The organism is Peptococcaceae bacterium 1198_IL3148 (assembly GCA_036763105.1).
GTDB lineage: Bacteria > Bacillota > Desulfotomaculia > Desulfotomaculales > Desulfohalotomaculaceae > JBAIYS01.
On the sequence record JBAIYS010000012.1, the window covers coordinates 76,595 to 102,849 of the forward strand.

Here is a 26,255-nt window from a genome sequence, read left to right on the forward strand (position 1 = left end):
TAGCATGTATAAACTAACAGATTATGACTATTATTTACCAGAAGAATTAATCGCTCAGGAGCCAATAGATAAACGTGATCAATCTCGGTTATTGGTGATGTACAAAGACACAGATTTAATTGAACATCGGCACTTTAAGGATATAATTAAATACTTAAAACCCAATGATACTCTGGTACTCAACGAAACCAAGGTGTTACCAGCACGCATTTTTGGCATACGCCAAAATACAGGTGCTAAAATAGAAGTTTTGTTATTAAAACAATTGTCAGCCGATCGTTGGGAAGTGTTGGTGAAACCCGGCAAACGGGCTCAGGTTGGTGATAAAATACTCTTTTATAATGATCAGCAACAACAGCTAATGGCGGCTGACATATTAGAAAAAACCGATGTCGGTGGTCGAATATTACAATTTAAGTACCAAGGGAGTTTCTTGGAAATTCTGGACCGCATTGGGGCGATGCCATTGCCTCCCTATATAAAAAAAGAATTACAAGATAAGCAGCGTTACCAAACGGTTTATGCACAGGTTGAAGGCTCTGCTGCCGCCCCCACAGCGGGGTTGCATTTTACACCGGAGCTTTTACAACAATTAAAGGACAAGGGCATTAACATAGCAAAAATACTGCTACATGTGGGATTGGGTACTTTCCGACCGGTTAATGTAGATGATATCAGAGAGCATGCCATGCATTCAGAGTACTATGAAATTAGCCCACAAGCAGCTGATACCATCAATCAGACCAAGCGGCGGGGCGGACGGGTAATTGCGGTGGGTACAACCAGTGTACGCACGCTGGAAACCACTGCTGATGAAAGGGGCATGGTGCATGCCGGCAGCGGTTATACCGATATCTTTATTTATCCCGGATATGTCTTTAAATGTGTAGATGCCATGGTAACCAACTTTCATTTACCTAAATCAACATTAATGATGCTGATCTCCGCGTTGGCGGGAAGAGAAAAGATTTTGGCCACATATAAAGTGGCAGTGGAACAGAAATACAGATTTTTTAGTTTTGGCGATGCCATGCTAATTATATAATGGAGGAACTATGAAACCAGCAGTTACTATTGCAATTGACAAGCAAGATACTCGTACAAGGGCCAGACTGGGGCGATTGTCCACACCACATGGTGAGGTGGAAACTCCGATTTTTATGCCGGTGGGTACCCAGGCCTCGGTGAAGACAATGTTACCAGAAGAGGTGCGAGAGGTAGGAGGCCGGCTGATATTAAGCAACACCTATCACCTTTATTTAAGACCTGGGCACGATTTGATAAAGGAGGCTGGCGGATTACATAACTTTATGAATTGGCATGGGCCTATTCTTACCGACAGTGGTGGCTTTCAAGTTTTTAGTTTGGGAGACTTAAGAAAAATCACCGAAGAGGGAGTTGAATTTCGCTCCCATCATGATGGCTCCAAGCATCTGTTTACACCAGAAAAGGTGATGGAGATTGAAATGGCACTGGGGTCCGATATTGCCATGGCCTTTGATGAATGTGCCCCTTACCCCTGTGACCACAGCTACGCAAAAAAATCTCTGGCTTTAACCACCCGTTGGGCTAAACGATGCAAAGCGGCCCATCATCGAGAGGATCAAGCCTTATTTGGCATTATTCAGGGCTCTGTTTTTAAAGATTTAAGGGAGCAAAGCGTTAAAGAACTGGTGGAAATGGATTTTCCCGGTTACGGCATTGGTGGACTGTCGGTGGGGGAACCGAAGCCACTGATGTATGAAATGTTGGAACACACCATTCCATTAATTCCGGTAGATAAACCGCGTTACTTGATGGGGGTTGGATCTCCCGATTGCTTAGTGGAGGGAGTTATGCGCGGGGTGGACATGTTTGACTGTGTATTGCCCACCAGAACCGCCCGTACCGGAACGGTATTTACCCAATACGGTAAACTAAACGTGCGCAATGCCCAGTATGCCAGGGATTTTACACCCATTGATGAAGATTGTGAATGTTATGTGTGTAAGAATTATACCAGAGCTTATATCAGACATTTGCTGAAAGCTAATGAAGTCGTGGGAATTCGTTTAACAACTTGGCACAACTTGTATTTTATTCATAAGTTAATGGAAAAGATAAGGGATGCCATTAGAAATGATCGTTTGCCAGAGTTTAGAAATGAGTTCTTTGACAAATATAAAATGCAATAAAATTTCCAAATTGGCAGGAATTATTATGCCAGAGGCAGAAACTGCTATCTGTTGCATAATTTGAAAGGGGGGGGAAGATATTATGGATCCACAAGTGGTATCAATACTGTACATAGTGGCGTTATTTGCTTTGCTATATTTCTTATTTATCCGCCCACAGCAAAAACGTCAGAAACAACATCAAAAAATGCTAGGCGAATTACAAGTAAATGATGAGATTACTACTGTTGGCGGCATTTTGGGCACAGTGGTAAAAATCAAAGAAGATACTGTTGTTTTAAGATTAGCAGACAATGTTAGGGTTGAATTCTTAAAAAATGCTGTTGGTCAAGTTCGCAAAAAAGCAAATGAGCCGAAGGAAGATTAAGAGTAGACGCCAAGTCTACTCTTTTTTTCACCCCAATAGACCAATTACGAATTAGAAATTGTGAATTAAGAATGTAACTTGTAAAACTAACCATTTAAAATTCATAATTCGGAATTCATAATTAAAGTACCCTTTGCAAAAACTTTACATTAGTTTGTTAAGATGTAACAGGTACATTTGACGGAGGCTGAAGAAGTGATTACGTTAGAGGACATCAAAAAAAATCCAATCATTGATTCATGTATTAGAAAAGGCAATGAATTTTTAGGGGCGATGGGCTTTACCGAACACAGTTATCGCCACATCAACCTAGTATCCTGCATTGCGGAAAATATCATAGATAAATTGGGTTACCCCAAACGAGATGCAGAATTGGCTGCCATTGCTGGCTATCTGCACGACATTGGTAATGTGGTTAGCAGAAACGACCATGGTATATCAGGTGCCCATATTGCTTTCCCCATCCTGTTACAAATGGGTATGGACCCAGACGAGACGGCCACAGTGGTGTCGGCCATAGCAAATCACGAAGAACAATACGGCCATCCAGTTAATCATATATCAGCGGCTTTAATCCTGGCAGATAAATCCGATGTGCATCGTTCCCGGGTGCGCAATAGTGATTTTGCCACCTTTGACATCCATGATCGGGTAAATTATGCTGCCGAGCATGCCTTTGTTTATGTGGATGAACAGAATCGAACCATTACCATGGAATTATCAATTGACATTTCTATTTGTCCAGTAATGGAGTATTTTGAAATTTTTTTACAACGGATGATGCTATGTCGACGGGCGGCCAACCACCTAGGCTGCAACTTTGAATTGGTAATAAATGGTGCCAAGCTGTTATAAAAAGCAAATTGTTAATTTATCTTAACGCCCTTTCTCTTTACATAACAATTGAAAAAGGTATATAATAACCTTTGTTTATGTGTCACAAAAGGGGGAAATATAAAAATGAGGCGGGGTAGTGTAACAAAGCTGGTTTGCGTACTAACAGTAGTGGCAGTCATTGCAGTGCTGGCATTTGCACCGATTTTTGAAGAAAAAGTGTCATGGTTGCCATTATATAAAGACATCAACCTTGGCTTGGATTTGCAGGGCGGAGTGCATGTGGTTTTAGAAGCTAAAGATACAGAAGATATTAAAGTAGACCAAGAAAAAATGGCACAACTAAAGGCAACTATTGATCGACGCGTCAATGCCTTTGGCGTTTCTGAGCCGATAGTACAACAAGAGGGTGACCGCAGGATTGTGGTGGAATTGGCTGGCATTGATGATCCCGATGCAGCGGTTGAATCCATTGTTAAAACAGCCTACTTAGAATTTATTGGCCCCGATGGAGAAGTAATCTTAACCGGGGCTGACCTAAAGGATGCAGTAGAGGTTAGGGATCCCCAAACCAATGAAGTGCAAGTTAGTTTGGCATTTACCGAAGCAGGTACTGAAAAATTTGCCGACGCCACCACCAAATTTGTGCGTCAACAAATTGGCATTGTGCTGGATGGCAATATGTTGCAAAACCCAGTGGTTAACCAGCCAATTTTAGATGGTAAGGCAGTAATTACTGGATACAACAGTTTTGAAGAAGCTCATGAAATTGCAGTATTGCTACGCTCCGGTGCGCTGCCATTAAAGGTAGAAGTGATGGAAAAAAGAACGGTGGGACCCACTTTGGGTCAGGACTCATTGGACAAGTCTGTGGTGGCAGGGATCATCGGTTTTACTATGGTTGTTGCCTTTATGATTTTGTATTACCGAGTGCCTGGAATTATTGCTAATATAGCTTTGTTAGTTTATACAATCATCGTCTTAGCATTGTATATCGCTTTGGATGTGGTGTTAACACTGCCCGGTATTGCAGGTTTTATCCTGTCAGTAGGTGTAGCAGTGGATGCCAACGTATTGATTTTTGAACGCGTTAAAGAAGAATTAAGAAACGGCAAAAGTTTGCGCACTGCCATTGACTCCGGCTTTAAACGGGCCTATATAGCGGTGGTGGATGCTAACGTAACCACATTATTAGCTGCTGGCGTACTTTACTATTTTGGTGCCAGTATGGTGAAAGGTTTTGCCTTGACGTTGTCCATTGGTATTTTGGTTAGTATGTTTACTGCCATTACACTAACTCGTTCGTTATTAAAGTTAACTGCTGAGACCGGTTGGGTTAAAAATACCAAGTACTATGGGGCATAGGAGGGAAACTAATGTTTGAAATAATTAAAAGAAGAAAAATTTGGTACCTCATCTCTGCCCTGATAATTATCCCAGGTTTGATTTCGTTATTTACCCAGGGCTTAAATTTGGGTATTGACTTTACCGGTGGTAACATTGTTGAAATAAAGTTTGATCAGAATATTTCCACCGCACAGGTGCGAAAAGTGGTAGAAAATGAGGGTTTAACCAGTAATTATATTCAGGAAAGTAGTGGCAATGTATTTTTGATTCGTACCGAAGTGACCACTGAAGAACAAAACACTAAATTTTTAAGAGCGTTAAATGATGAGTTGGGCAGCTACGAATTACTGCGTAATGATCGCGTGGGACCAACGGTTGGTAAAGAACTGACCCAAAAAGCAATTGTTTCTTTAGCCATCGCAGCGGTCTTGATGATCATTTATATTACTTGGCGGTTTGAATTTAAACAAGGAGTTGCTGCAGTAGTTCCGTTGTTGCACGACGTATTGGTTACGGTGGGTATTTTATCAATTACCCAGTTAGAAGTGGATAGTTCTCTGGTGGCAGTTATTTTAACTATTATTGGTTATTCTATTAATGCTACCATTGTTATCTTTGACCGCATTCGAGAAAATTTGCATATGAAAAAAGGTATGAAATTGGAGGAGCTAATTGATACCAGTCTATGGCAAACTATGGCTCGGTCAATAAACACAACCCTAACGGTGTTGTTTGTGTTAGTGGCTCTTTACCTGTTTGGCGGTTCCACCATCAGTACCTTTGTGTTGGCTTTAATTATAGGTGTAACCAGTGGCCTTTATTCCTCAATCTTTATCGCCAGTTCGATATGGTATGATATACTTGATTCTAGAAGAAAAGGTAAAAAGGCTGTCAAAGCAGCTTAAAAAATAATACAATATACACAAATACGCGGGGTAGCACCCCGCGTATTTGCACATATCAGATTACTATGGGGGGTTATATATTATGAATCAGATCAAAATTGATGAAGAAAAGGGAAATCGGGTGATAATCTCTGTAATCGGCAAAGATCGGGTGGGTATTATAGCCGAAGTATCAAATGTAATGAAAGAGGCCAATGTGAACATTCTTGATATTAGTCAAACTATAATGCAAGGTTTTTTTGCCATGATTTTAGTGGGAGATATGGCTAAGACTAACTGGGACATGATCACTTTAAAGGAACGGCTTGCAGCTAAAGGAGAAGAACTGGGTGTGCGCATTGATGCCCAACATGAAGATGTTTTTCTTTATATGCACAGAATATAGGGGGATAAATCAAGATGTTGACGATGAATGAAATTTTGGAAACCATTCGGATGGTGCAGGAAGAGAATTTAGATATTCGTACCATTACCATGGGTATTAGTTTACGGGATTGTGCCCACTCTGACCCAAAGGTATCCTGTCAAAAAATATATGATAAGATTACTACCTATGCGGAAAAGTTAGTGGAAACCGGTGAAGAGATTGAAAGGGAATATGGTATTCCCATTGTAAACAAGCGCATTGCAGTGACACCAATGTCTATGGTGGCAGAATCCAGCAATGCCGACAATTATGTAATGTTTGCTAAAACCATGGATGAGGCAGCTAAACAAGTGGGTGTGAACTTTATTGGTGGTTTCTCGGCGTTGGTACATAAGGGCTTTACCATAGGGGATCAAAAATTGATTGCTTCCATCCCCGAGGCGTTGGCAGTTACCGAACGGGTTTGTGCATCGGTAAATGTAGGCACCACTAAAGATGGTATTAATATGGACGCAGTTTACCAGATGGGTCAGGTGATTGTAAACACAGCCCAACGCACCGCCGATCGTCATGGCTTTGGTTGCGCTAAACTGGTGGTGTTTTGTAATGCCCCAGAGGATAATCCCTTTATGGCCGGCGCTTTTCACGGCGTAGGGGAACCGGAATGTGTAATTAATGTCGGTGTCAGTGGCCCGGGAGTGGTGAAGAATGCTGTAGAAAAAGTAAAGGATCAAGATTTTGGTGCCTTGGCAGATATAGTAAAGAAAACGGCATTTAAAATTACCCGTATGGGTGAGTTGGTGGGCCGGGCGGCTGGCAAAAAATTAAACGTGCCCTTTGGCATTGTGGACCTTTCTTTAGCACCGACCCCCGCTGTGGGTGACAGTGTGGCCGAGGTGCTGGAGGCTATGGGACTGGAACGTTGCGGTACCCATGGCACCACCGCTGCGCTGGCTTTGTTGAATGACGCGGTGAAAAAAGGAGGGTTAATGGCCTCCAGTTATGTAGGTGGCTTGTCTGGAGCCTTCATACCGGTAAGCGAAGATGCCGGCATGATTAGGGCAGCCCAAGAGGGCGTATTGACTTTAGAAAAGCTTGAGGCGATGACCTGTGTCTGCTCAGTTGGTCTAGATATGATTGCGGTACCCGGCGATACCACAGCCGAAACCATAGCTGCCATCATTGCCGATGAAGCGGCCATTGGGATGATTAACACCAAAACCACTGCAGTGAGAATAATCCCTGCCCCCGGCAAAAAGATTGGGGAATTTGTAGAGTTTGGCGGTTTGTTGGGCAGAGCACCGGTAATGCCGGTAAAAAGTCAATCAGCAGCCCCTTTTGTCAAACGGGGTGGCAGAATTCCGGCTCCAGTACATAGCTTGAAAAATTAACTAGAGATTTTAAGTTGCGGCAGCAAGGACACCCTTGTTGTCGTATTTTTTTATATACACTAGGGAAAATTAACATATATATTTTGATCAAAAGCAGGTGATTAACAATGTCTGAAGTAACCAATGAAAGCATAAAAGCATTGGAAAAACGCGTGGGCGAATTGGCCACTAATATTGAAAAAATGAAACTGGCCGAATATGTTCACCTGCTAGAAAGTCCTTGGAAATTATTATGGGTTAACTTTACCAGTGGTGTCTCCCGAGGCCTTGGTATAGGTGTTGGATTTGCGGTTTTAGGTGCGCTGGTAATTTATATCTTGAAATCATTGGTGACTTTACCGGTAATAGGAAACTTTATCGCCCAATTAGTAGAAATAGTTCAGATACGCCTTGGTACATACTAAACACATATTTAGATAGCGGAGGTGGAACTGTGCAACAGGCGCAGATGGAATATTTAAAACAACAGATGTTGACAGAAAAACAAAACCAACTGCAACGGATTAGAGCCATAAATGAAGGTGGTTTAGGCGAATCGATGGACACATCTTTTGGTGAATTGTCCACCATCGATAACCACCCGGCGGATGTGGCCTCTGAAATGTTTGAACGCAGTAAAGACTTTGCTCTAAAGGAGAAAGCCAATATAGTGGTGGAAGCCATTAACCATGCCCTACAGGCGATGGAGCAGGGAAGCTATGGCAGGTGTGAAGTGTGTGGTAAAGAAATACCCTATGAAAGATTGGAAGCAGTACCCTACACCACCATTTGTCTAGACTGCAAACAAGCAGACACCGAGATACCCAACCGTCACCCTCGACCGGTGGAAGAGGACGTATTGATGCATCCCTTTGAACGCAGTTTTAATGATAATACCGATAAAAATTTTTATGACGGTGAGGATACCTGGCAGGACATTGCCCGCCATAGCCTTAGTTACGAAACAGATCCCGAATATGAGATCGATAGCATAGATCCTGAAGGTGACCAACATCAGGTGCAAAACGGAGTGGAAGAGGTGGACAATATTCCCTATGATGTAGAGGATGGTATTATCTACCAAAGTTTTAAATCAGTAGACAACTACGGTTCTGATCCCAATGAATATTAAACATTCATTACGTTAGGCCCAATTCATTGAGCCCACCAAAACGTAACATTTGCATTATCACAAATAAAAAATATTGCCCAGGCTGGTGTAGCCTAAGCAACTTGTTCGTTCTCAGCCGGTGTCTTTTGCCTGGTTTGATTTTTGTTTACCTGTTGAGATAAAGGTTACGGTAAACCCGGCACCTGCTGCACCGCTCACTTTGGGGATAGTTTCGCAGACCGAACTAAGCTCATCCGGCTGTCTCCGGCAGCGTACCCGGCAAATTCGCCGTCCATGGCTCAGTTGCCGGTGGCGCACGTCCTATGCGCCACCCTGCCTCCGACAACCTCCTTCGCTAACTTCGGTTCGCTGCGCCACTAGATGTCGTTCGCTACCGCAGCAGGTGCAGAGTTTTTCAATTAACCTTTTATCTAAAAAGCAAAGGCAAAAGACACCTGGATTTCGTTTAGTTGCTTCGGGGGCAGGCGTGAAAACCTGCCCCTTATTTGCTTTTGGCAACAGCCTCATTACCTTTGTATTTGATGGCAAATATGCTATAGTATTGTTTGTTAATATTTAGTATTTTGGGGGTAATGCTGTGCCGTTAATGTTAATTGCTGTTGCTGTTTTGTTTATTGACTTGCTATCAAAGCATATTGTTCAAAGTAGCATGGAGCTAAATCAATCAATTCCAGTGGTGGAAAATATTTTTCACCTCACATATATATTAAATCCCGGTGCTGCCTTTGGTATGTTGGCAAATCAAACTACTTTTTTTATTGTCATAACGGTGGCAATAATTATTGGGATGATGGTATTTTACAAACATATCCGTCGCGAAGGTCTATTGGTGCAGTTGGCATTAGGGATGATTGCCGGTGGCGCCTTGGGCAATCTAATTGATCGATTGAGGTATGGAAAAGTGGTCGACTTTTTGGATTTTCGTGTTTGGCCAATATTTAATCTGGCTGATACTGCCATTGTAATGGGAGTAGCACTGGTGATTTGGCAGATGTTGAAGGGGGAATTAAAATAAATGTCGATTATTCACAGGCTTGATGTTGAAGCCACAGATGCCGGTCTGCGATTAGATAAATATTTGTCCCAAGAATTGGACAATTTCACTCGCTCGTATATTCAAAAATTGTTGGCAGACGGACAGGTGACCGTTAATAACCATAAGCAAAAGGCCAGTTATAAAGTGCAGACGGGGGATGAAATTATTTTACAACAACCAGACCCCGTTGAACTTACTGTAGAACCAGAAAATATTCCCCTGGATATTTGTTACCAAGATGCTGATGTAATTGTGGTCAATAAGCCCCGAGGAATGGTGGTACATCCCGCCGAAGGAAATTATTCGGGAACGCTGGTAAACGCACTTTTATATCACTGTCAGGACTTGTCCGGTATTAATGGCATATTGCGGCCGGGCATTGTACACCGCATTGATAAAGACACCACCGGGTTATTGATGGTGGCTAAAAATGATGCTGCCCATTTGAACTTAGCTAAACAATTAAAGGATCACACAGTTACCCGGCGATATTCAGCCTTGGTGATGGGCAACATCAAAATAGATAGTGGTACCATTGATGCACCCATTGGCCGGGACCCTAAGGATAGGCAGAAGATGGCAGTGATTGATAAAAATTCAAAACCAGCGATTACCCATTATACCGTAACTAACCGTTATGGCCAGTACACTCAGGTGGAATGCCGTTTAGAGACTGGGCGTACCCATCAGATTAGGGTGCATATGGCCTACATTAAACACCCAGTTGTGGGTGATGCTAAATATGGCGGCAATGTTAAGCAGTTTAAACTGAACGGTCAGCTTTTACATGCTGCGGTTTTAGGATTTACACATCCAGTTACCGGTGAGTATTTAGAGTTTCGGGCCCCACTGCCGGATGATTTTCGAGCGGTGCTACGTCAATTGGCTAACGGAAGTAACTGAATACTTCTAGAAATAAGGCCGCTACACCGGCGGCCATCAATGGACCGACTGGTTGTCCATTAAAGAATACAATGCCAATAATTGAGCCCAACACTAACCCAAAAATTATTTCCGGATCAATTTGTAGCAGCTTTAGCCCGTGTTGGTTTAAGTGGGTGGCTAATGCACCGCCAATGATGGCCATAATTCCTGGCAGTGAAGTTAGGTTATATATTAAATCTTTCTCGGTAACTTTGCCTGTGGCCATGGGCACTAAAATAGAAAGCAATAAAAAAAGCAAACCTAACTCCAGCCCTCTTTTCTCCAAGAGCGGGAATATAAAATTTATATTAGAGAGTTTAAAAATTAGTAACACACAAGCTGCGGTGGCAATAAGGTTTGAGCGGGAGATAATGCCAATCAATAATAGTGCCACCAACATGATTTCACCTCTCAAGTAACTTCGCCTCTCCCAAATGTGTTTGTCTAAACTATATGCAATTGTATCACTGTTACATAACTAAAAAATATAACTAGACAAATTACAACATTACTCTATTAAACGCAACAAACCGCCTGGCCATGGCGGTTTGTTATCGGTTGCCGGCAACCGGTTTGGTGGCTATCTACAGACGGAAATCAACGTGTCTGCCCGTAGGCCCACCCGTAGTGCTTCTAACGCTAATACTTCATGGGCATTAATGTTGCCCAAATTTACATTGGGACCAAAGCGTAGAATCAACTCTTGTTGTTGATCCTTAATTGGAGCCTCCCAAATTAGAACCGATGGATCCGGAAGTGCTGCCACCAGTTCTTCCATTTCAGTAACAATCATTTTGCCCGTAGAATCATAAAGGCCAACTCCTTTTCCGGATTCACGGCCTTCGACAATTACATTTTGAGCACCGTAATTGATATCTGACATTACTTGTTGAATTAAATGACTAAGTGGTGTACGGGTATGGGGATCTTTTTTGCCCACTTCTGTTAGCACGTATAGGTCCATTTCCGCTGCTTTGTTAATGGCCTTAGCCCTAACCTCATCCTCCAGTATGACGGTACCATCTGAAATTTCTACACCGGAAAATCCTAGTTTTTTGACAGTGGTTAAATATTGATCCAATTTATTTTGTAGAATTGCCACTTCCAAAAAGGTGCCGCCTGGGTAGATGTCTACGTTGTAAGAGCGCACTAAATTAATTTTTTCTTCCAACAAGTCACTATCGTACAGTGCTGAGGTGCCAAAACCCAGCTTAACAAAATCGATATAAGCACTACCTAAGTTAAGCAAGTCTCTGGTTTCACCTAATCCTAGTCCTTTGTCAATTATCATCGTCAGACCGTTTCTTCTAGGTTTGCTATTACGATCTCCGAGGGGGAATTTTAAAAAACCCATCCATGTGTTGTTACCCCAACTTTCGGTCATTTTCACAGCTCCTTTCACGGGTTAAAATCACCTGTATTACTACAGGTGACTTCTGGCACCTCCTGAATTAAAACCCGTGATTGTGATTAATTCCTCTAGCAGTAGTGTATTCGCAACAACCGTTATCGGTTACTGGTTATTGGGCTGCCCATTTATTACCTCTTCCTCCAGTTGTTGGTTGGGCAAGGGTTTCTTGGCTGGGTTAACTATTGGAGAAACAATGGTGGTATTGCCTTTGGGTGAAACATAGACTAGTAACCCGCCTGCGGCTTCATTGTCCTTTTGATCTGATGTTGATTGCGGTGGGTTAATCTTTTCCCTTTTTGTTTCCTGCGGTTTACCACTGGGTTTTTCCTTTGCTGCCTCTTGAATGGCAGTAACTTTAATAAAGAAAAAAGCCAGCAGAGCAGCAACCACTGCCAATCCGGTGGCGCTCCAAAACATCACAGATCTGCCGATATCCATCAGCCAGCCAAAGATTGGTGGGCCAAAGGCCACACCAAAGAATCGGACGCTACCATAAAGGGAAGTGACCATGCCCCGTTGATCAGTGGCGGTGGAACTGGTAATTAGCATATTTAAGCAGGGTAATACCAAGCCGGTGCCAATGCCTGCCAACGAGATGAGGGCAAAGAAAAGATAAATATTTTCAAACAGTGGTAATAGGCCCATAGAAATGGCAATGATAACTAAACCGGCTACCACTAAAGTTTTCATCAATTTTACGCGCTTGTTAATAAACATACCCGTTAAGTAGGATGTGGTACTCATAAACAGTACCGGAATAGCCAATGCGGCCCCTTTGATGACCCCATCCATTTTTAATTCTCTTTCTAGGTAGTCCGATAAGAAGAATAAGACACCAAAAATAATGGATAATGCTGTAGCACCGGCCAAAAAACAAGATAATAATAGGGGAGCTTTATTTTTAAAGATAGTTTTAATTGAACTGACATATTTTTTAAAACGTGGTGGTTCCTTTTGCTGTTTAGGTTCTTTAACCAAGAACCACATGCCAAGCACTACAGGAATAACCACTGCTGGAAAAAAAATAAAAGCGCCATACCAAAAAATTGTTCCAATCAGTGCACCAAGTATAGGACTGATCACTTTACCCATACCGTTGGAAGCTTCAATAACGCCTAAAGATTTGGCCCGCTCTTTGCCTCGCCAAAGGTCGCCACACAACGCCATAGCTATCGGTGCAGTACCTGCGGCACCGATGCCTTGGATTACACGGCCAACAAGAATCACTGTATAAGCATTCCCTTTTAAAAAAATGGCTGCCAACCCTGCTATAACGCCACCGAGACCATACAGTATTAACGCTGGAATAATTACTTTTTTGCGGCCAAAACGGTCAGACAAAAAACCAGCCAGCGGAATTACTATTCCTGCTGGTATGGAAAATAACGTAATTAACAAACTGGCCTGTACTTTGGTTATATTTAAGGCATTTTCTATTGCCGGAAGCACAGGTATAAGTAAAGAATTACCCAAAACCATGATTAATGGAACGCCAGCCAATGCGGGCAAGGCAAATTTTGATACTTTCATACCGCACCTTCCTTTCAATATTCACCTACCTATTTTTCCACGGTATTAATAAGGTATTCATTTTAAATGGACTGGCAGCATATTAAATTGAGTAGGTAATTTTTGAAAAAGGAGGATGCGGTATTGTTCCATGTTTTTGATAAAATTATATTTAGTATGGCTGCAATGAGGTTTTTATCATCAATGATTGAATTTTCGGCGGCGTTGCTAATGCTAAAATTTAATCGAGTAGAAACTGCTTTAAAAATAAACGCGGTCTTAGCTTTGATTGGACCCACAATAATGATCATTGTTACTTCACTGGGAATAATTGGTTTGGCCGGCAAAATTCCAGTTAGTAAAATGCTGTTTATAGTTGCCGGGGTGACACTAATTTTTGTGGGGGTGAGCAGAAACTAATTCAACCAATTTTGAATTCTGAATTATGAATTTTGAATGGTTAGTTTCTAATTCATAATTGCTCTTCAATAATTGCTTTTAAAATGTTCTTGACTCCAACTATAGTAATACTATAAACTGTAAACAGTGGAAAACACCTTTAATTCGGTCCTGAGAGGCCGGTAAGGAACATAGCAAAGCCTAATTTGGTCAAACTATGCCTATTACCGGTGTCGGTAATAGGTTTTTGTGTATCGTGGGGGGGTGACTTGGTTGATCGATGGTAAAAAGAAAGCGCAGATATTAGATGATAATGGGATGCGCCGGGCTTTGACTCGTATCGCTCACGAAATTATTGAACGGAATAAAGGCGTGGACAACGTAGCTTTAGTAGGCATTCGTAGACGTGGGGTACCGCTGGCTGAAAGGCTGGCTGAGCGGATCAAGGATATTGAAGGTACAGAGGTGCCGGTGGGCATTCTGGATATCACTCTTTACCGAGATGACTTGACCACGTTGGCTCAACAGCCGCTGGTGCATCAAACGAAGGTGGATTTTCCTGTGGCTGGAAAGGTAGTTGTGTTGGTGGATGATGTGCTTTATACCGGACGCACTGCCAGGGCAGCCTTGGATGCCATTATCGATTTGGGACGTCCCAAAGCCATTCAGTTGATGGTGATGGTGGACCGTGGCCATCGGGAATTGCCCATCAGGGCTGATTATGTCGGTAAAAATGTGCCAACCTCCCTTAAAGAGGTGGTATCGGTAATGTTAAAAGAAATTGATAACGAAGATGGAGTAATAATTTTGGAACAGCCAGATTAAGTCTGTTTTCCTTTTAAATTGACCCCGTGAGGTCAGCAAAGGAAGGACTGAGTTTATGGTTCTTTTTTTGCTGACCTCGACCCAGGCAACTGGGCCGAGGTTTTTTTATATCAAGAATAAGTATAAATTTTGGTAAATAATTGACGAGGGGCTCAGCTCCGAAAGGTGGGTTAGATTTGGGCTTACAGAGTAAACACATGTTAGGGCTACAGCATGCATCAGCTGACGACATTTTAGCAATCCTGGATACTGCTAAAGCAATGAAAGGCATTATTAAAAGAAAAATTAAAAAAGTACCCACCCTCAGGGGGCGTACTGTGGTGACGGTGTTTTATGAAAACAGTACCAGAACTCGCACATCCTTTGATTTGGCCGCTAAGTATTTGAGTGCTGATACCGTGGGTGTCAGTGCTTCTAATAGTAGTGTGCAAAAGGGAGAGTCATTATCAGACACTGCATTGACGATAGAAGCCATGGGAGCCGATGTGGTGGTGCTGAGACACCCGGCATCTGGGGCAGCGGAATTGCTCACTAACTATGTTAATTGCTCGGTGATTAATGCTGGCGATGGCATGCACGAGCACCCTACCCAAGGGCTGTTGGATATGTTCACTATGTTGGAATATAAAGGTTCCTTTGCAGGCTTGAAGGTGGCCATCATTGGCGATATTTTGCACAGTCGGGTGGTTCGCTCAAATATTTGGGGATTAACTAAATTGGGGGCGGAGGTACGGGTGGCGGGACCGGCCACACTGTTGCCACCGGAGATGGAAAAGATGGGAGTAAAGGTTTACACAAGGGTGGAAGAAGCCTTAGCAGATGTGGATGTAATTAATGTATTGCGTATTCAATTGGAACGGCAAAAGCAGGGACTTTTTCCTAGCCTGCGGGAATATGCTCAGTTGTATGGTATTAACCAAGAACGGTTAAAGTTGGCTAAAGCGGATGCCATCGTTATGCACCCTGGGCCGATGAATCGGGGCGTGGAAATTGCTGATGATGTGGCAGACTGCAGTCAATCGGTAATAAATGAACAGGTAACCAATGGAGTGGCGGTACGGATGGCGCTGTTGTATTTACTGACGGGGGGTGAAGCCGTTGCAACTTCTAATTAAGGGCGGCAATCTAGTTAATACAGAAAAGTTAACCATAGAGAAGGCCGATGTGCTAATAAATGATGGTGTCATTACCGCCATCAGTGAACAATTACCAATTAACGGGGCGGAGGTTATTGAGGCAGCGGATAAACTGGTTTGTCCGGGGTTAATTGATATGCATGTGCATTTGCGGGAACCGGGATTTGAAGCCAAAGAAACTATTGCCACCGGCACTAGGGCGGCGGCAATGGGTGGCTTTACGGCGGTGGCCTGCATGCCCAATACCAACCCAATTGTCGATAATGCTGCGGTGGTGCGGTCCATTTTAGAACTTGTTCGGGCGGAGGGGGTAGTGAAGGTTTATCCCATTGCCGCCATTACCAAAGGCTCTAAAGGGGCAGAAATCACTGAGATGGGCGATTTGAAGGAAGCCGGAGCCATTGCACTATCCGATGATGGGCAACCGGTTAGCGACTCTGGGGTAATGCGCCGGGGTATGCAATACGCCCACATGTTAGGATTGCCTGTGATATCCCACAGTGAGGACAAATCGTTGGCAGCGGAAGGGGCAATGCATGAAGGTTACTACAGCACGGTGCTGGGACTCAAGGGTATTCCGGCGGCAGCGGAGGAAGTGATGGTGGCCAGAGATATTTTGCTGGCGGAAAACACTGGCTGCCGGTTGCACTTGGCCCATATCAGTACTGCTGGTTCGGTTGAACTGGTGCGGCAGGCGAAACGCAGAGGAGTGAAGGTCACCTGTGAAGTGACACCACATCATTTTACCCTAACCGATGCCGATGTGGTGGGCTACAACACCGCCACCAAAGTAAATCCACCCTTACGGACAGCAGCGGATGTGGCGGCGGTTAAAGAAGGTTTGGCTGACGGCACCATAGATGTCATTGCCACTGATCATGCGCCCCATACTGCCGAAGAAAAGGCGGTGGAATACCAATACGCTCCCTTCGGTCTGGTGGGGTTAGAAACCGCTGTGGGGCTGGTGTTCACTGAATTGGTGGCTCCGGGAGTACTGACAGCGGCCCAAGCCATTGCTAAGCTAAGCTGTATGCCAGCGGCAGTGTTGGCAGTGCCCGGCGGTAAATTAGCGGTGGGTGAAAGGGCGGATATTACTATTATTGATCCAGAGCGCAAAGAAAAAGTTGATCCCACAGGGTTCGCCAGCAAAAGTAAAAATAGTCCCTTTGTTGGTAGAGTGCTAAAAGGACTTCCGGTAGTAACGATGGTTAACGGAAAAATTGTGATGAAGGATAGACGATTAACTATCTAGCGTAGAGCATAATTTTTATGTATAATTATTAAAAAATGTGTATAAACAAACGGAGGTCTTAAAATATGCAAGCGCTATTAGCATTAGAAAATGGTTCGATATTTAAAGGCAAAGCCTTTGGTGCCACTGGTGAGCGTTGGGGTGAGGTGGTATTTAACACCGGCATGACCGGTTATCAAGAAGTATTAACAGATCCTTCCTATTGCGGCCAAATAGTGGTGATGACCTACCCGTTAATTGGCAACTATGGTATCAATAAAGATGATTTTGAAGCAAAAAGATCCTACGTCCGTGGCTTTGTGGTGCGGGAGGAATGTGATAAACCCAGTAACTGGCGGTCCAGCAATCAAGTCGGTGAATTTTTAGCCCGGGAAGGGGTTGTGGGCATATCTGGCATTGACACCCGAGCGTTGACGAGGACTATCAGAAATTATGGAACTATGCGGGCCATTATCAGTACCGAAGAAACAGACCCAGCGGTGTTGGTGGAGCGGGCAAAGACAGTACCGCAACTAACTGGCCAGCAACTGGTGCCCACGGTGGCCACCAAAGAGCAGTACATTGTGCCGGGGACCGGTCACAAAGTGGCATTAATTGATTTTGGTGCGAAACAGAATATTGTGCGTCGCTTAAATGACCGAGACTGCGAAGTGGTGGTGTTGCCCCCCACCATCAGTGCCGAAGAAATACTGGCAATAAAGCCAGCCGGCTTGATGTTATCAAATGGACCGGGGGACCCGATGGATGTGCCCGGTGCAGTGGCCACAGTTAAACAACTAATCGGCAAGATGCCGATGTTTGGCATCTGCCTTGGCCATCAGGTGCTGGGATTGGCGCTGGGTGGCAAAACTTACAAACTTAAGTTTGGCCATCGGGGCGCTAACCATCCGGTGAAGGATTTGCGAACCGGGCGGGTTTACATTACTTCTCAAAACCACAGCTTTGCCATAGAGACTGACAGTTTGCCGGCAGATGTGGAAATTTCTCATATCAACCTAAATGACGACACGGTGGAGGGTTTAAGACATAAAACGCTGCCAATGTTTTCAGTTCAATATCATCCCGAGGCTGCTCCAGGGCCAGAGGATTCAGCTTACCTATTTGATCAGTTTATCGAACTAATGAATAATAATCAGTAATTCAGAAAGGGAGGGCTTTGATGCCACGTCGTAGCGATATTAAAAAAGTGTTAGTAATTGGATCCGGGCCAATTGTTATCGGACAGGCTGCGGAATTTGATTATGCGGGCACCCAAGCCTGTAGGGCATTGAAAGAAGAGGGCCTAGAGGTGGTGCTGGTAAACTCTAACCCAGCCACAATTATGACTGATGTTCATATGGCGGACCGAGTATACATTGAACCGATAACTGCTGAGTTCATCACTAGAATAATTGAGCAAGAAAAACCCGATGGTTTACTGCCCACGTTGGGTGGTCAGGTGGGATTGAATATGGCTATGCAATTAGCTGAAGCCGGTGTGCTGGATCGCACTGGTGTTAAGCTGTTGGGTACCCAGTTAACCGCCATTAAAAAGGCCGAAGATCGAGAAATGTTTAAAGCCATGATGGCAGAGCTAAATGAACCGGTGCCGGAAAGTGCCATTGTGGAATCCTTAGAAGAGGCCAAAGAATTTGCCAGCAAAGTTGGGTTCCCATTAATTGTGCGCCCGGCCTACACATTAGGGGGAACCGGTGGCGGCATGGTTAATAACGAAGAAGAACTGAAGGCCACCACCATTAAGGGATTAAAATATAGCTTGATTGGCCAAGTTTTAATAGAGCGTAGCGTTTCAGGATGGAAGGAAATTGAGTATGAAGTAATTCGAGATGGGGCTGACAACTGCATTACTGTTTGTAACATGGAAAACTTTGATCCTGTGGGTGTGCATACCGGAGACAGCATTGTGGTGGCTCCTTCTCAAACACTGAGTGACCATGAGCACCAAATGCTGCGAAGTGCGTCTATAAAAATAATTAGAGCGCTGAAGATAGAAGGGGGCTGTAACGTACAGTTTGCCTTGGACCCTAACAGTTTTCAATACTATGTTATTGAGGTAAACCCCAGGGTTAGTCGTTCTTCGGCATTGGCATCAAAGGCCACCGGCTACCCAATCGCTAAAGTGGCTGCTAAAATCGCCATTGGTTTACGGCTGGATGAAATTAGAAATGCAGTTACTGATAAAACCTACGCCTGTTTTGAACCAGCCCTTGACTATGTGGTGGTTAAATTTCCCCGTTGGCCCTTTGATAAGTTTACCATGGCTGACCGTCGATTAGGCACTCAAATGAAGGCCACCGGTGAAGTGATGTCCATTGGTCGTACCTTTGAGGCGGCATTGTTAAAGGCAGTGCGTTCGTTGGAAATTGGGTTGGATAGTTTGGAATTGCCGGTGCTAAAGTCACTGACATCTGAGCAACTGAGAGAAAAAGTATTAGCCTCCGATGACGAAAGGTTATTTGCTTTAGCCGAATCCATTGGCCGGGGAGTAACACTGGATGAATTACATCGGCTAACAAAAATTGATCACTGGTTCTTAAATTGCATCAAAAACATTATCCAATACGAACAACAGATCAGTGCGGCCTATAGGGAGCAGCGGTTAACGGCGGACATGCTCAAGCAAGCTAAACAAATGGGCATTGCTGATGAACGGTTGGCCAAGTTGCTGGGTTTAACTTTAGTTGAGCTGCGGGAAATGCGCCGCAAACTGGCGATATTGCCCACCTATAAAATGGTGGATACCTGTGCAGCAGAGTTTGAGGCCATCACCCCCTATTACTATTCCACCTATGAAATGGAAGACGAAGGGGTGGTAACGACCAATAATAAAGTGGTGGTGCTGGGGTCAGGACCAATCCGCATTGGTCAAGGGGTAGAGTTTGACTATTGCTCTGTACAATCGGTGTGGGCACTCCAAGAGGAGGGCATTGAAGCGGTAATTATCAACAACAACCCAGAAACGGTCAGTACCGATTTTGATACCGCTGATCGATTGTATTTTGAACCGCTATTACCTGGGGATGTACTGAACATTTTAGAAAAAGAAAAACCCGAGGGTGTCATTGTGCAGTTTGGCGGTCAAACAGCCATTAACTTGGCCCGGCCGTTGGAAGATGCCGGTTATAAGATTATTGGCACTTCGGTGGCAGACATCGATGCCGCTGAAGATCGGGAGCGCTTTGATCAACTGCTGACCGAACTGGAAATTCCTAAGCCACCGGGGCGCACTGCCTTTTCGGTGGAAGAAGCTGATAAAATAGCCGCCGAAATCGGATTCCCAGTACTGATGCGTCCTTCCTATGTGCTGGGCGGTCGGGCCATGGAAATTGTCTATAATCGTCAGGACTTGTTAAATTACATGGCCACTGCGGTGAAGGTAACCCCGGAGCACCCAGTGTTGGTGGATAAGTATTTACTGGGCAAAGAATTAGAGGTTGATGCCATTAGTGATGGTGAGACGGTGTTGATTCCAGGCATAATGGAACATGTGGAGCGGGCCGGAGTGCATTCGGGAGATAGCATTGCGGTGTATCCCCCCCAAACCATCAGTTTTCGCAATCAACGGTTAATTGTGGACTATACCACCCAGTTGGCCAAAGCCTTGAAGGTTAAAGGGATGATCAACATTCAATATGTACTGCACAACGATCAGTTGTATGTACTGGAGGTTAACCCCCGTTCCAGCCGTACGGTGCCCTTTTTAAGTAAAATTACCGGTATTCCGATGGTTAAACTGGCCACTAAATGTGCGTTGGGGCAAAAATTAACCGATATGGGTTACCGGGGTGGCTTAGCGCCTGAAACCAAGGTGATTGGGGTAAAAGCACCGGTGTTCTCCTTCGCCAAATTGCTGGATGTAGATATTTCACTGGGGCCAGAGATGAAATCCACCGGTGAAGTGATGGGTGTAGATTACGATTACAAGCTGGCACTGTACAAAGCGTTGGTGGCTTCGGGAAGCAATTTTCCCTCCCGGGGTACGGTGCTTATCACAGTGGCAGATAAGGATAAACCGGAAGCGGTGACCATTGCTAGGGAACTGTTGGAGCAGGGCTATAGTATTTGTGCCACCGAAGGCACAGCTGATTATTTACTAAACCACCATATAAAAGTGGCCAAGGTGAACAAAATTGGTCAGCAGGCGCCGGATATAGCGCAATTAATCAAAGCTGCTCAAATAAATTTGGTCATTAACACCATGACCCGGGGCAAAGCGCCCCAGCGGGATGGTTTTAAAATTCGCCGGGCAGCTGTGGAACACGGTATTCCTTGCCTGACATCGCTGGATACCACCTGGGCAATGATTGAAGTGTTGCGCAAGTTTAAAGAAGGAGCTAAAGCAGATATATTGGCGTTGCAAGAATTTTCTAGATCATAAGAAGGGATAGGTCTAATGTCGCTAATAGTAACGGGAACAATCGTGAAACAACTGCAGGTGGCAACTAATTATTACTTGCTGGAAATTACCGCACCGCAGCTGGCCCAACTGGCTCAGCCGGGGCAATTCGTCCATGTGCAGTGCAGTGGTAACAGTGTGCCGCTTTTGAGACGACCAATATCAATTAACAGTGTTAATCGCCGAAGCGGTACAGTGACGATATTATATCGAGTGGTTGGTGAGGGTACTAGACTGTTGGCTGACAAACGAGTTGGTGATTTGTTGAACGTCATTGGACCTTTGGGCAAAGGGTTTAGTGTTGTTAGTTCTTCTAGTAAGGTGATTTTGGTGGCTGGCGGCATTGGTATTGCCCCGCTATACTTTCTGTTGCAGGAATTGTTGGCTAAAGGGGTAAAACCCACCGTGCTTATAGGCGCCCGCACCGCAGATGACTTATTGTTAATATCAGCAATAAAAGCACTGGGCGTAACAATCGAGATTGCCACCGAAGATGGCAGTGCAGGTGTACAAGGTCGAGTGACAGAGCTATTGCCTAAATATTTACCGGATACAGATATGATTTACACCTGTGGCCCGACACCAATGATGCAGGCAGTGGCATTGATAGCTCAGCAAAAGGATATAGCCACCGAAGTATCATTGGAAGAACGGATGGGTTGTGGTGTTGGCGCCTGTTTGGCCTGTAGTTGTAAAATAAAGGTGGGAACTGGTAACGAATATAAACGGGTTTGCGCCGATGGACCGGTATTTAACGCTGGGGAGGTGTGCTGGGGTGAATAATCTAGGGAATAAGCCTTCGTTAGCGGTTAATATTGGCGGTATCGGTATGCAAAATCCGGTGACTACCGCCTCTGGCACCTTTGGTTTTGGACAGGAATACAGTCCTTATATTGATATCAACCGTCTAGGTGCCATTGTGGTCAAAGGCACCACCCTTAGGCCCCGGCAGGGCAATGTTACCCCTAGGATAGTGGAAACCCCTGCGGGTATTTTAAATTCCATTGGTTTGCAAAACCCCGGGGTGGACTATGTACTGGAACACTATGTGCCCTATTTTAAGAGCCTACAGGTGCCGGTAATTGTTAATATTTCCGGTGATACCGTGGAGGATTATGGCAAGGTGGCAGAGAAGTTGTCTGTTGCGGGTGTTGCTGGGCTAGAGGTAAACATCTCTTGTCCCAACGTGAAAAAGGGTGGCATGGCCTTTGGCAGTGACCCGACAATGGCTGCTGAGGTGACGGCAGTGGTTAAAGCTGCTGCTAATGTGCCAGTAATTGTCAAACTGTCACCAAATGTCACAGATATTACCAAAGTGGCCGAAGCGGTGGCTGTTGCCGGTGCCGATGCTTTGTCGCTGATCAATACGCTATTAGGCATGTCCATTGACATCAAAACCCGCCGCCCGGTGTTAGGTAATATAATGGGTGGACTATCAGGCCCAGCGGTAAAACCGGTGGCTGTGCGGGCGGTATGGCAGGTTTATAATGCAGTAAAGTTACCGATAATCGGCATGGGAGGCATAAGTAATGCTGACGATGCACTGGAGTTTATTTTAGCCGGCGCCAGTGCGGTGGCGGTTGGTACAGCAAATTTCGTAAATCCTAGGGCTACTTTGGAAATAATAGATGGTATAGAAAGATATTTAGTTGAGAACGGCATAGATGATATAAGCGATTTAGTGGGAGCAGCACATAAGTAATTATGAATTATGAATTATGAATTTTGAATTATTGAGAGGAAAAGCTTGTGTGCCAGTGCCTGACTCCAGCCGTTGGAATAATGTTATCTTACCTACAGCATCTGCTCAGGCTGGTGTCTGGCTGTGGCTAAACAATCCTTGTTAGATTTCATCATAAGGAGGAATTTATGGGTAAAGAGAAATTAATTGTCGCCTTGGATGTGGATTCCTTAGATAAAGCACTGCGGTTGGTAGATCAGCTACAGCCCCATGTGGGCATGTTTAAAGTGGGCATGGAACTGTATAATGCCGTCGGTCCTCAGGTACTCCACGCCATTCATGAACGGGGTGGAAAGGTTTTTTTAGATTTAAAAATGCACGATATTCCCACCACAGTGGCTAAAGCGGCCCGGGTGTTAACTAGACATGGGGCAGCTATTATCAATGTGCATGCAGCCGGTGGCTTGGCAATGTTACAGGCCACAGCCAGTGCTGTGCAGGATGAAGCGGCGGTACAGGGTATTAAACCGCCCCAGGTAATTGCGGTGACGGTGCTGACCAGTATGGATCAGATAGCGTTAAACAGTCAATTAAACATTCCAGGCACAGTGCAAGGGCAAGTGGTACGCTGGGCTAAGATGGCCCAACAGGCTGGCTTGCATGGGGTGGTGGCTTCGCCTTGGGAAATTAAGGCCATCAGAGAAACCTGCGGAGACAATTTTGTCATTATTACTCCCGGCATCAGACCAATGGGAACCCAAAAGAACGACCAAGAAAGAATTATGACACCTAAGGAAGCGGTGGCGTTGGGTGCCACTTATTTGGTAATTGGGCGTCCGATAACTGCCGCAACAGACCCAGTGACAGCGGCGAAGGCCATTGTGGCAGAAATATCTGAAGTGGATGGAGGCACAACATGTTAACAAAGGAACGGATTATTGATATATTTACTGAATCAAAGGCAATGTTAACTGGTCACTTTCGCTTAACCTCGGGCAAACATAGTGACCAATACTTTCAATGTGCCCAAGTGCTGCAGTATCCTTATTATTGTGCTGAATTGGGCCAAGAACTGGCTGAACGCTTTCGTGATGCCAAGGTAGAAACAGTTATTGGTCCGGCCATGGGCGGTATTCTGGTGGCCTATGAGTTGGCGCGGCAATTGGGTGTACGCAGTTTGTTTGCGGAACGGGAAGACGGAGTGATGACACTGCGCCGTAACTTTGCCATTAAACCTGGAGAAAGGGTGCTGGTGGCCGAAGATGTAATTACCACCGGTGGCTCGGTTAAAGAAGTAATTGAGGTGGTTAGAAAACTAGGTGGCGAAGTGGTTGGGGTGGCAGTACTGGTCAACCGCAGTGGTGGTAAAGCCGATTTAGGAGTACGCACAGAAGCACTGTTAAACACCAGTGTGGTTACATATGACCCAGAGGATTGTCCGTTGTGCCAGCAAGGTACACCAGCAGTGAAACCCGGTAGTAGGAGTTAATGATCTAAAATTTAGAATTGTTGGTTGTTTCAGTTATTAATATCGTGTTATATTTATTTATTGGTACAAGGCAGTATTTTATTAAACGGAGGTTGTAACCATGGAATATAACAGATTTGGTAATAAGATTGTGCTTCGGCTAGATAAGGGAGAGGAAGTTGTCCAGTCTATCAAAACTATTTGCGCCGAAAACGATATTAAACTAGGTTCTATTACAGGACTAGGCGCTGTAAATAAAGTTGTGATTGGGCTATTTGAAACTGATATTAAACATTACCACTCACAAGAATTTACCGGTGACATGGAAATAACCAGTTTAATAGGTAACATATCTAGAATGAACGGTGAGGTGTATCTTCACTGCCACGCCACATTAGGTAATAAAGAATTTAACATCATCGGTGGTCACCTGAATTCAGCAGTGATTAGTGCCACTGGGGAAATTATAATTGATATTATAGATGGAGAAGTTGACCGAGAATTTTCAGAGGAAATTGGTTTAAACTTAATTAAGTTTTCATGATTATCAACACAGAAATAAAAAGTATGATGTTAAATCTAAATGGTATAAATGTTAATTGCTATACAGCAGGGGAGTCTGGCAGTCCAATTATTCTTTTGCATGGAGCAGGTGTTGATTCTGCCGACATATCTTGGCGCGAAATTATTAAACCTTTATCAGAACATTATCGTGTATTTGCTCCAGACCTGCCCGGATATGGTAAAAGTGATAAACCAGATGATGTTGAATATTCACTGACATTTTATGTAGAGATATTGGAAAGATTAATCGAATCTCTAAATTTTAATAAAGTAAGTCTAATTGGTCTGTCCCTTGGTGGTGGTATCTCTATTGCTTATACCTTAAAGCACCCATTGCAGGTTGAGAAACTTGTCTTGGTAGGAGCATACGGAATTTTTAAAAGGCTTCCTTATCATCTTTTGTCGTACTGGTATACGCAATCATCATTTAATGAATTATCTTATAGGCTAACGGCCAAGAGCCGAAGGTTTGTAAAATGGACTCTTTTAAATGGTTTGTTTGGAAATCCCGATAATCTTTCAGATGAGCTTGTTGATGAAATACATCAAGCACTAAAAGCTCCTAATGCAGGCAAAGCATTTGCTTCTTTCCAAAGAAGTGATATTACAAGGAATGGTCTGCGTTCAAATTTGGCAGAAAGGTTGTCAGAGATTAAGGTACCTACGCTAATAGTGCATGGAACAAAAGATACCAGTGTTCCTGTTGTGCATGCTCAAAAAGCACATCAAGTTATTAAAGGTTCACAACTTTATCTTATGGAAGGATGCAAACACTGGGCTCAAAAGGAGAAACCAGAAGAGTTTATCCGGATCGTGTCTGCTTTCTTAGCTAGTAAAAACGAGCTGTGAAGTGAAAAGTGTTTCACTCCAACACAACACCGATAATAATGCAATCATGGTCCGGCCCTAACTAATGGTGCTGGACCATATAAATCCGCGCTAGGAGTTGTGACGAAGTAAATGTGGCACTTTGTTACTTACCAAAAATTGTTGCTTGCAACAAAGATGCAAAAGTAATAAAATGAAATTCTGCCGCCGATGAGGCGGACGGAAACAGCAACATGGAAAGCGAAAACAAAAGTAAAAAATACCAGTTGACATAAAGTTGGCTCAGTGTTAAACTAATAAACGTCGCTGCTGAGGCGGCGGCAACAACTG

General features: G+C 44.2%; 28 protein-coding genes. 24 read left to right on the plus strand and 4 right to left on the minus strand.

Going from position 1 to position 26,255, the window contains the following annotated elements:
- Positions 1–4 precede the first annotated feature (4 nt).
- From queA to V6C27_11795, 12 genes are all read left to right on the plus strand, one after another.
- Positions 5–1,045, plus strand: a complete 1,041-nt coding sequence (gene queA, locus V6C27_11740; GenBank protein ID MEG6617086.1) for a tRNA preQ1(34) S-adenosylmethionine ribosyltransferase-isomerase QueA — start codon at positions 5–7, stop codon at positions 1,043–1,045.
- 10 nt (positions 1,046–1,055) lie between these two features.
- Positions 1,056–2,174 (plus strand): tRNA guanosine(34) transglycosylase Tgt, encoded by a 1,119-nt coding sequence (gene tgt, locus V6C27_11745; GenBank protein ID MEG6617087.1) that lies wholly within the window; start codon positions 1,056–1,058, stop codon positions 2,172–2,174.
- An 82-nt stretch (positions 2,175–2,256) separates the two neighbouring features.
- Positions 2,257–2,541: a preprotein translocase subunit YajC gene (gene yajC / locus V6C27_11750; GenBank protein ID MEG6617088.1), complete on the plus strand. Its 285-nt coding sequence runs from the start codon at positions 2,257–2,259 to the stop codon at positions 2,539–2,541.
- 195 nt (positions 2,542–2,736) lie between these two features.
- Positions 2,737–3,396, plus strand: coding sequence for an HD domain-containing protein (locus V6C27_11755; protein MEG6617089.1), 660 nt, complete (start codon positions 2,737–2,739; stop codon positions 3,394–3,396).
- Positions 3,397–3,501: 105 nt separating this feature from the next.
- Positions 3,502–4,740: a protein translocase subunit SecD gene (gene secD, locus V6C27_11760; GenBank protein ID MEG6617090.1), complete on the plus strand. Its 1,239-nt coding sequence runs from the start codon at positions 3,502–3,504 to the stop codon at positions 4,738–4,740.
- Positions 4,741–4,751: 11 nt separating this feature from the next.
- Entirely contained in the window at positions 4,752–5,627 is an 876-nt protein-coding gene (secF, locus tag V6C27_11765; protein ID MEG6617091.1) for a protein translocase subunit SecF, read from the plus strand.
- An 82-nt stretch (positions 5,628–5,709) separates the two neighbouring features.
- Entirely contained in the window at positions 5,710–6,012 is a 303-nt protein-coding gene (locus V6C27_11770; protein MEG6617092.1) for an ACT domain-containing protein, read from the plus strand.
- Between the two features lie 14 nt (positions 6,013–6,026).
- The gene (locus V6C27_11775) at positions 6,027–7,385 is read left to right on the plus strand and encodes a PFL family protein (protein MEG6617093.1); all 1,359 of its coding nucleotides are present in this window, start codon (positions 6,027–6,029) and stop codon (positions 7,383–7,385) included.
- Between the two features lie 107 nt (positions 7,386–7,492).
- The gene (locus tag V6C27_11780; protein MEG6617094.1) at positions 7,493–7,789 is read left to right on the plus strand and encodes a DUF5665 domain-containing protein; all 297 of its coding nucleotides are present in this window, start codon (positions 7,493–7,495) and stop codon (positions 7,787–7,789) included.
- A gap of 29 nt (positions 7,790–7,818) precedes the next feature.
- Positions 7,819–8,496, plus strand: a complete 678-nt coding sequence (locus V6C27_11785) for a TraR/DksA C4-type zinc finger protein (protein MEG6617095.1) — start codon at positions 7,819–7,821, stop codon at positions 8,494–8,496.
- Positions 8,497–9,082: 586 nt separating this feature from the next.
- Complete coding sequence (gene lspA / locus V6C27_11790; GenBank protein MEG6617096.1) at positions 9,083–9,511, plus strand: signal peptidase II; 429 nt, start codon at positions 9,083–9,085, stop codon at positions 9,509–9,511.
- On the plus strand, positions 9,512–10,435 hold the full coding sequence (locus V6C27_11795; GenBank protein MEG6617097.1) for an RluA family pseudouridine synthase: 924 nt from the start codon (positions 9,512–9,514) through the stop codon (positions 10,433–10,435).
- Here V6C27_11795 and V6C27_11800 read toward each other — a convergent pair.
- From V6C27_11800 to V6C27_11810, 3 genes are all read right to left on the minus strand, one after another.
- Positions 10,419–10,856, minus strand: a complete 438-nt coding sequence (locus tag V6C27_11800) for a DUF441 domain-containing protein (protein ID MEG6617098.1) — start codon at positions 10,854–10,856, stop codon at positions 10,419–10,421. The genes V6C27_11795 and V6C27_11800 overlap by 17 nt on opposite strands.
- Before the next feature lie 180 nt (positions 10,857–11,036).
- Positions 11,037–11,840 carry a phosphosulfolactate synthase gene (locus V6C27_11805; GenBank protein ID MEG6617099.1) on the minus strand — a complete coding sequence of 268 codons (804 nt, stop codon included), beginning with the start codon at positions 11,838–11,840 and terminating at the stop codon, positions 11,037–11,039.
- Between the two features lie 129 nt (positions 11,841–11,969).
- Positions 11,970–13,397 (minus strand): MFS transporter, encoded by a 1,428-nt coding sequence (locus V6C27_11810; protein ID MEG6617100.1) that lies wholly within the window; start codon positions 13,395–13,397, stop codon positions 11,970–11,972.
- A gap of 123 nt (positions 13,398–13,520) precedes the next feature.
- Between V6C27_11810 and V6C27_11815 the strand changes: the two genes are divergently transcribed.
- The 12 genes from V6C27_11815 (at position 13,521) to V6C27_11870 (ending at position 25,946) form a co-directional block, all read left to right on the plus strand.
- Positions 13,521–13,796, plus strand: a complete 276-nt coding sequence (locus V6C27_11815) for a YqhV family protein (GenBank protein ID MEG6617101.1) — start codon at positions 13,521–13,523, stop codon at positions 13,794–13,796.
- Positions 13,797–14,051: 255 nt separating this feature from the next.
- Positions 14,052–14,600 (plus strand): bifunctional pyr operon transcriptional regulator/uracil phosphoribosyltransferase PyrR, encoded by a 549-nt coding sequence (pyrR, locus tag V6C27_11820; GenBank protein MEG6617102.1) that lies wholly within the window; start codon positions 14,052–14,054, stop codon positions 14,598–14,600.
- Positions 14,601–14,776: 176 nt separating this feature from the next.
- Positions 14,777–15,715 (plus strand): aspartate carbamoyltransferase catalytic subunit, encoded by a 939-nt coding sequence (locus V6C27_11825; protein ID MEG6617103.1) that lies wholly within the window; start codon positions 14,777–14,779, stop codon positions 15,713–15,715.
- Positions 15,699–16,988 (plus strand): dihydroorotase, encoded by a 1,290-nt coding sequence (locus tag V6C27_11830; GenBank protein ID MEG6617104.1) that lies wholly within the window; start codon positions 15,699–15,701, stop codon positions 16,986–16,988. Before V6C27_11825 ends, V6C27_11830 begins: the two co-directional genes overlap by 17 nt.
- A gap of 65 nt (positions 16,989–17,053) precedes the next feature.
- Positions 17,054–18,127, plus strand: a complete 1,074-nt coding sequence (gene carA / locus V6C27_11835) for a glutamine-hydrolyzing carbamoyl-phosphate synthase small subunit (GenBank protein ID MEG6617105.1) — start codon at positions 17,054–17,056, stop codon at positions 18,125–18,127.
- A 20-nt stretch (positions 18,128–18,147) separates the two neighbouring features.
- Positions 18,148–21,366, plus strand: coding sequence for a carbamoyl-phosphate synthase large subunit (carB, locus tag V6C27_11840; GenBank protein ID MEG6617106.1), 3,219 nt, complete (start codon positions 18,148–18,150; stop codon positions 21,364–21,366).
- Positions 21,367–21,381: 15 nt separating this feature from the next.
- The gene (locus V6C27_11845; protein MEG6617107.1) at positions 21,382–22,167 is read left to right on the plus strand and encodes a dihydroorotate dehydrogenase electron transfer subunit; all 786 of its coding nucleotides are present in this window, start codon (positions 21,382–21,384) and stop codon (positions 22,165–22,167) included.
- Positions 22,160–23,086: a dihydroorotate dehydrogenase gene (locus tag V6C27_11850; protein ID MEG6617108.1), complete on the plus strand. Its 927-nt coding sequence runs from the start codon at positions 22,160–22,162 to the stop codon at positions 23,084–23,086. Before V6C27_11845 ends, V6C27_11850 begins: the two co-directional genes overlap by 8 nt.
- A gap of 167 nt (positions 23,087–23,253) precedes the next feature.
- Positions 23,254–23,988: an orotidine-5'-phosphate decarboxylase gene (pyrF, locus tag V6C27_11855; GenBank protein MEG6617109.1), complete on the plus strand. Its 735-nt coding sequence runs from the start codon at positions 23,254–23,256 to the stop codon at positions 23,986–23,988.
- On the plus strand, positions 23,982–24,554 hold the full coding sequence (gene pyrE, locus V6C27_11860) for an orotate phosphoribosyltransferase (GenBank protein ID MEG6617110.1): 573 nt from the start codon (positions 23,982–23,984) through the stop codon (positions 24,552–24,554). The genes pyrF and pyrE overlap by 7 nt, the downstream gene beginning before the upstream one ends.
- Before the next feature lie 100 nt (positions 24,555–24,654).
- Entirely contained in the window at positions 24,655–25,077 is a 423-nt protein-coding gene (locus tag V6C27_11865) for a PPC domain-containing DNA-binding protein (protein ID MEG6617111.1), read from the plus strand.
- Positions 25,074–25,946 (plus strand): alpha/beta hydrolase, encoded by an 873-nt coding sequence (locus V6C27_11870; protein ID MEG6617112.1) that lies wholly within the window; start codon positions 25,074–25,076, stop codon positions 25,944–25,946. The genes V6C27_11865 and V6C27_11870 overlap by 4 nt, the downstream gene beginning before the upstream one ends.
- A 124-nt stretch (positions 25,947–26,070) precedes the next feature.
- On the opposite strand, the gene V6C27_11875 is transcribed toward V6C27_11870, so the two are convergent.
- On the minus strand, positions 26,071–26,255 hold a 185-nt coding region (locus V6C27_11875; protein MEG6617113.1), incomplete at its 5' end, for a hypothetical protein.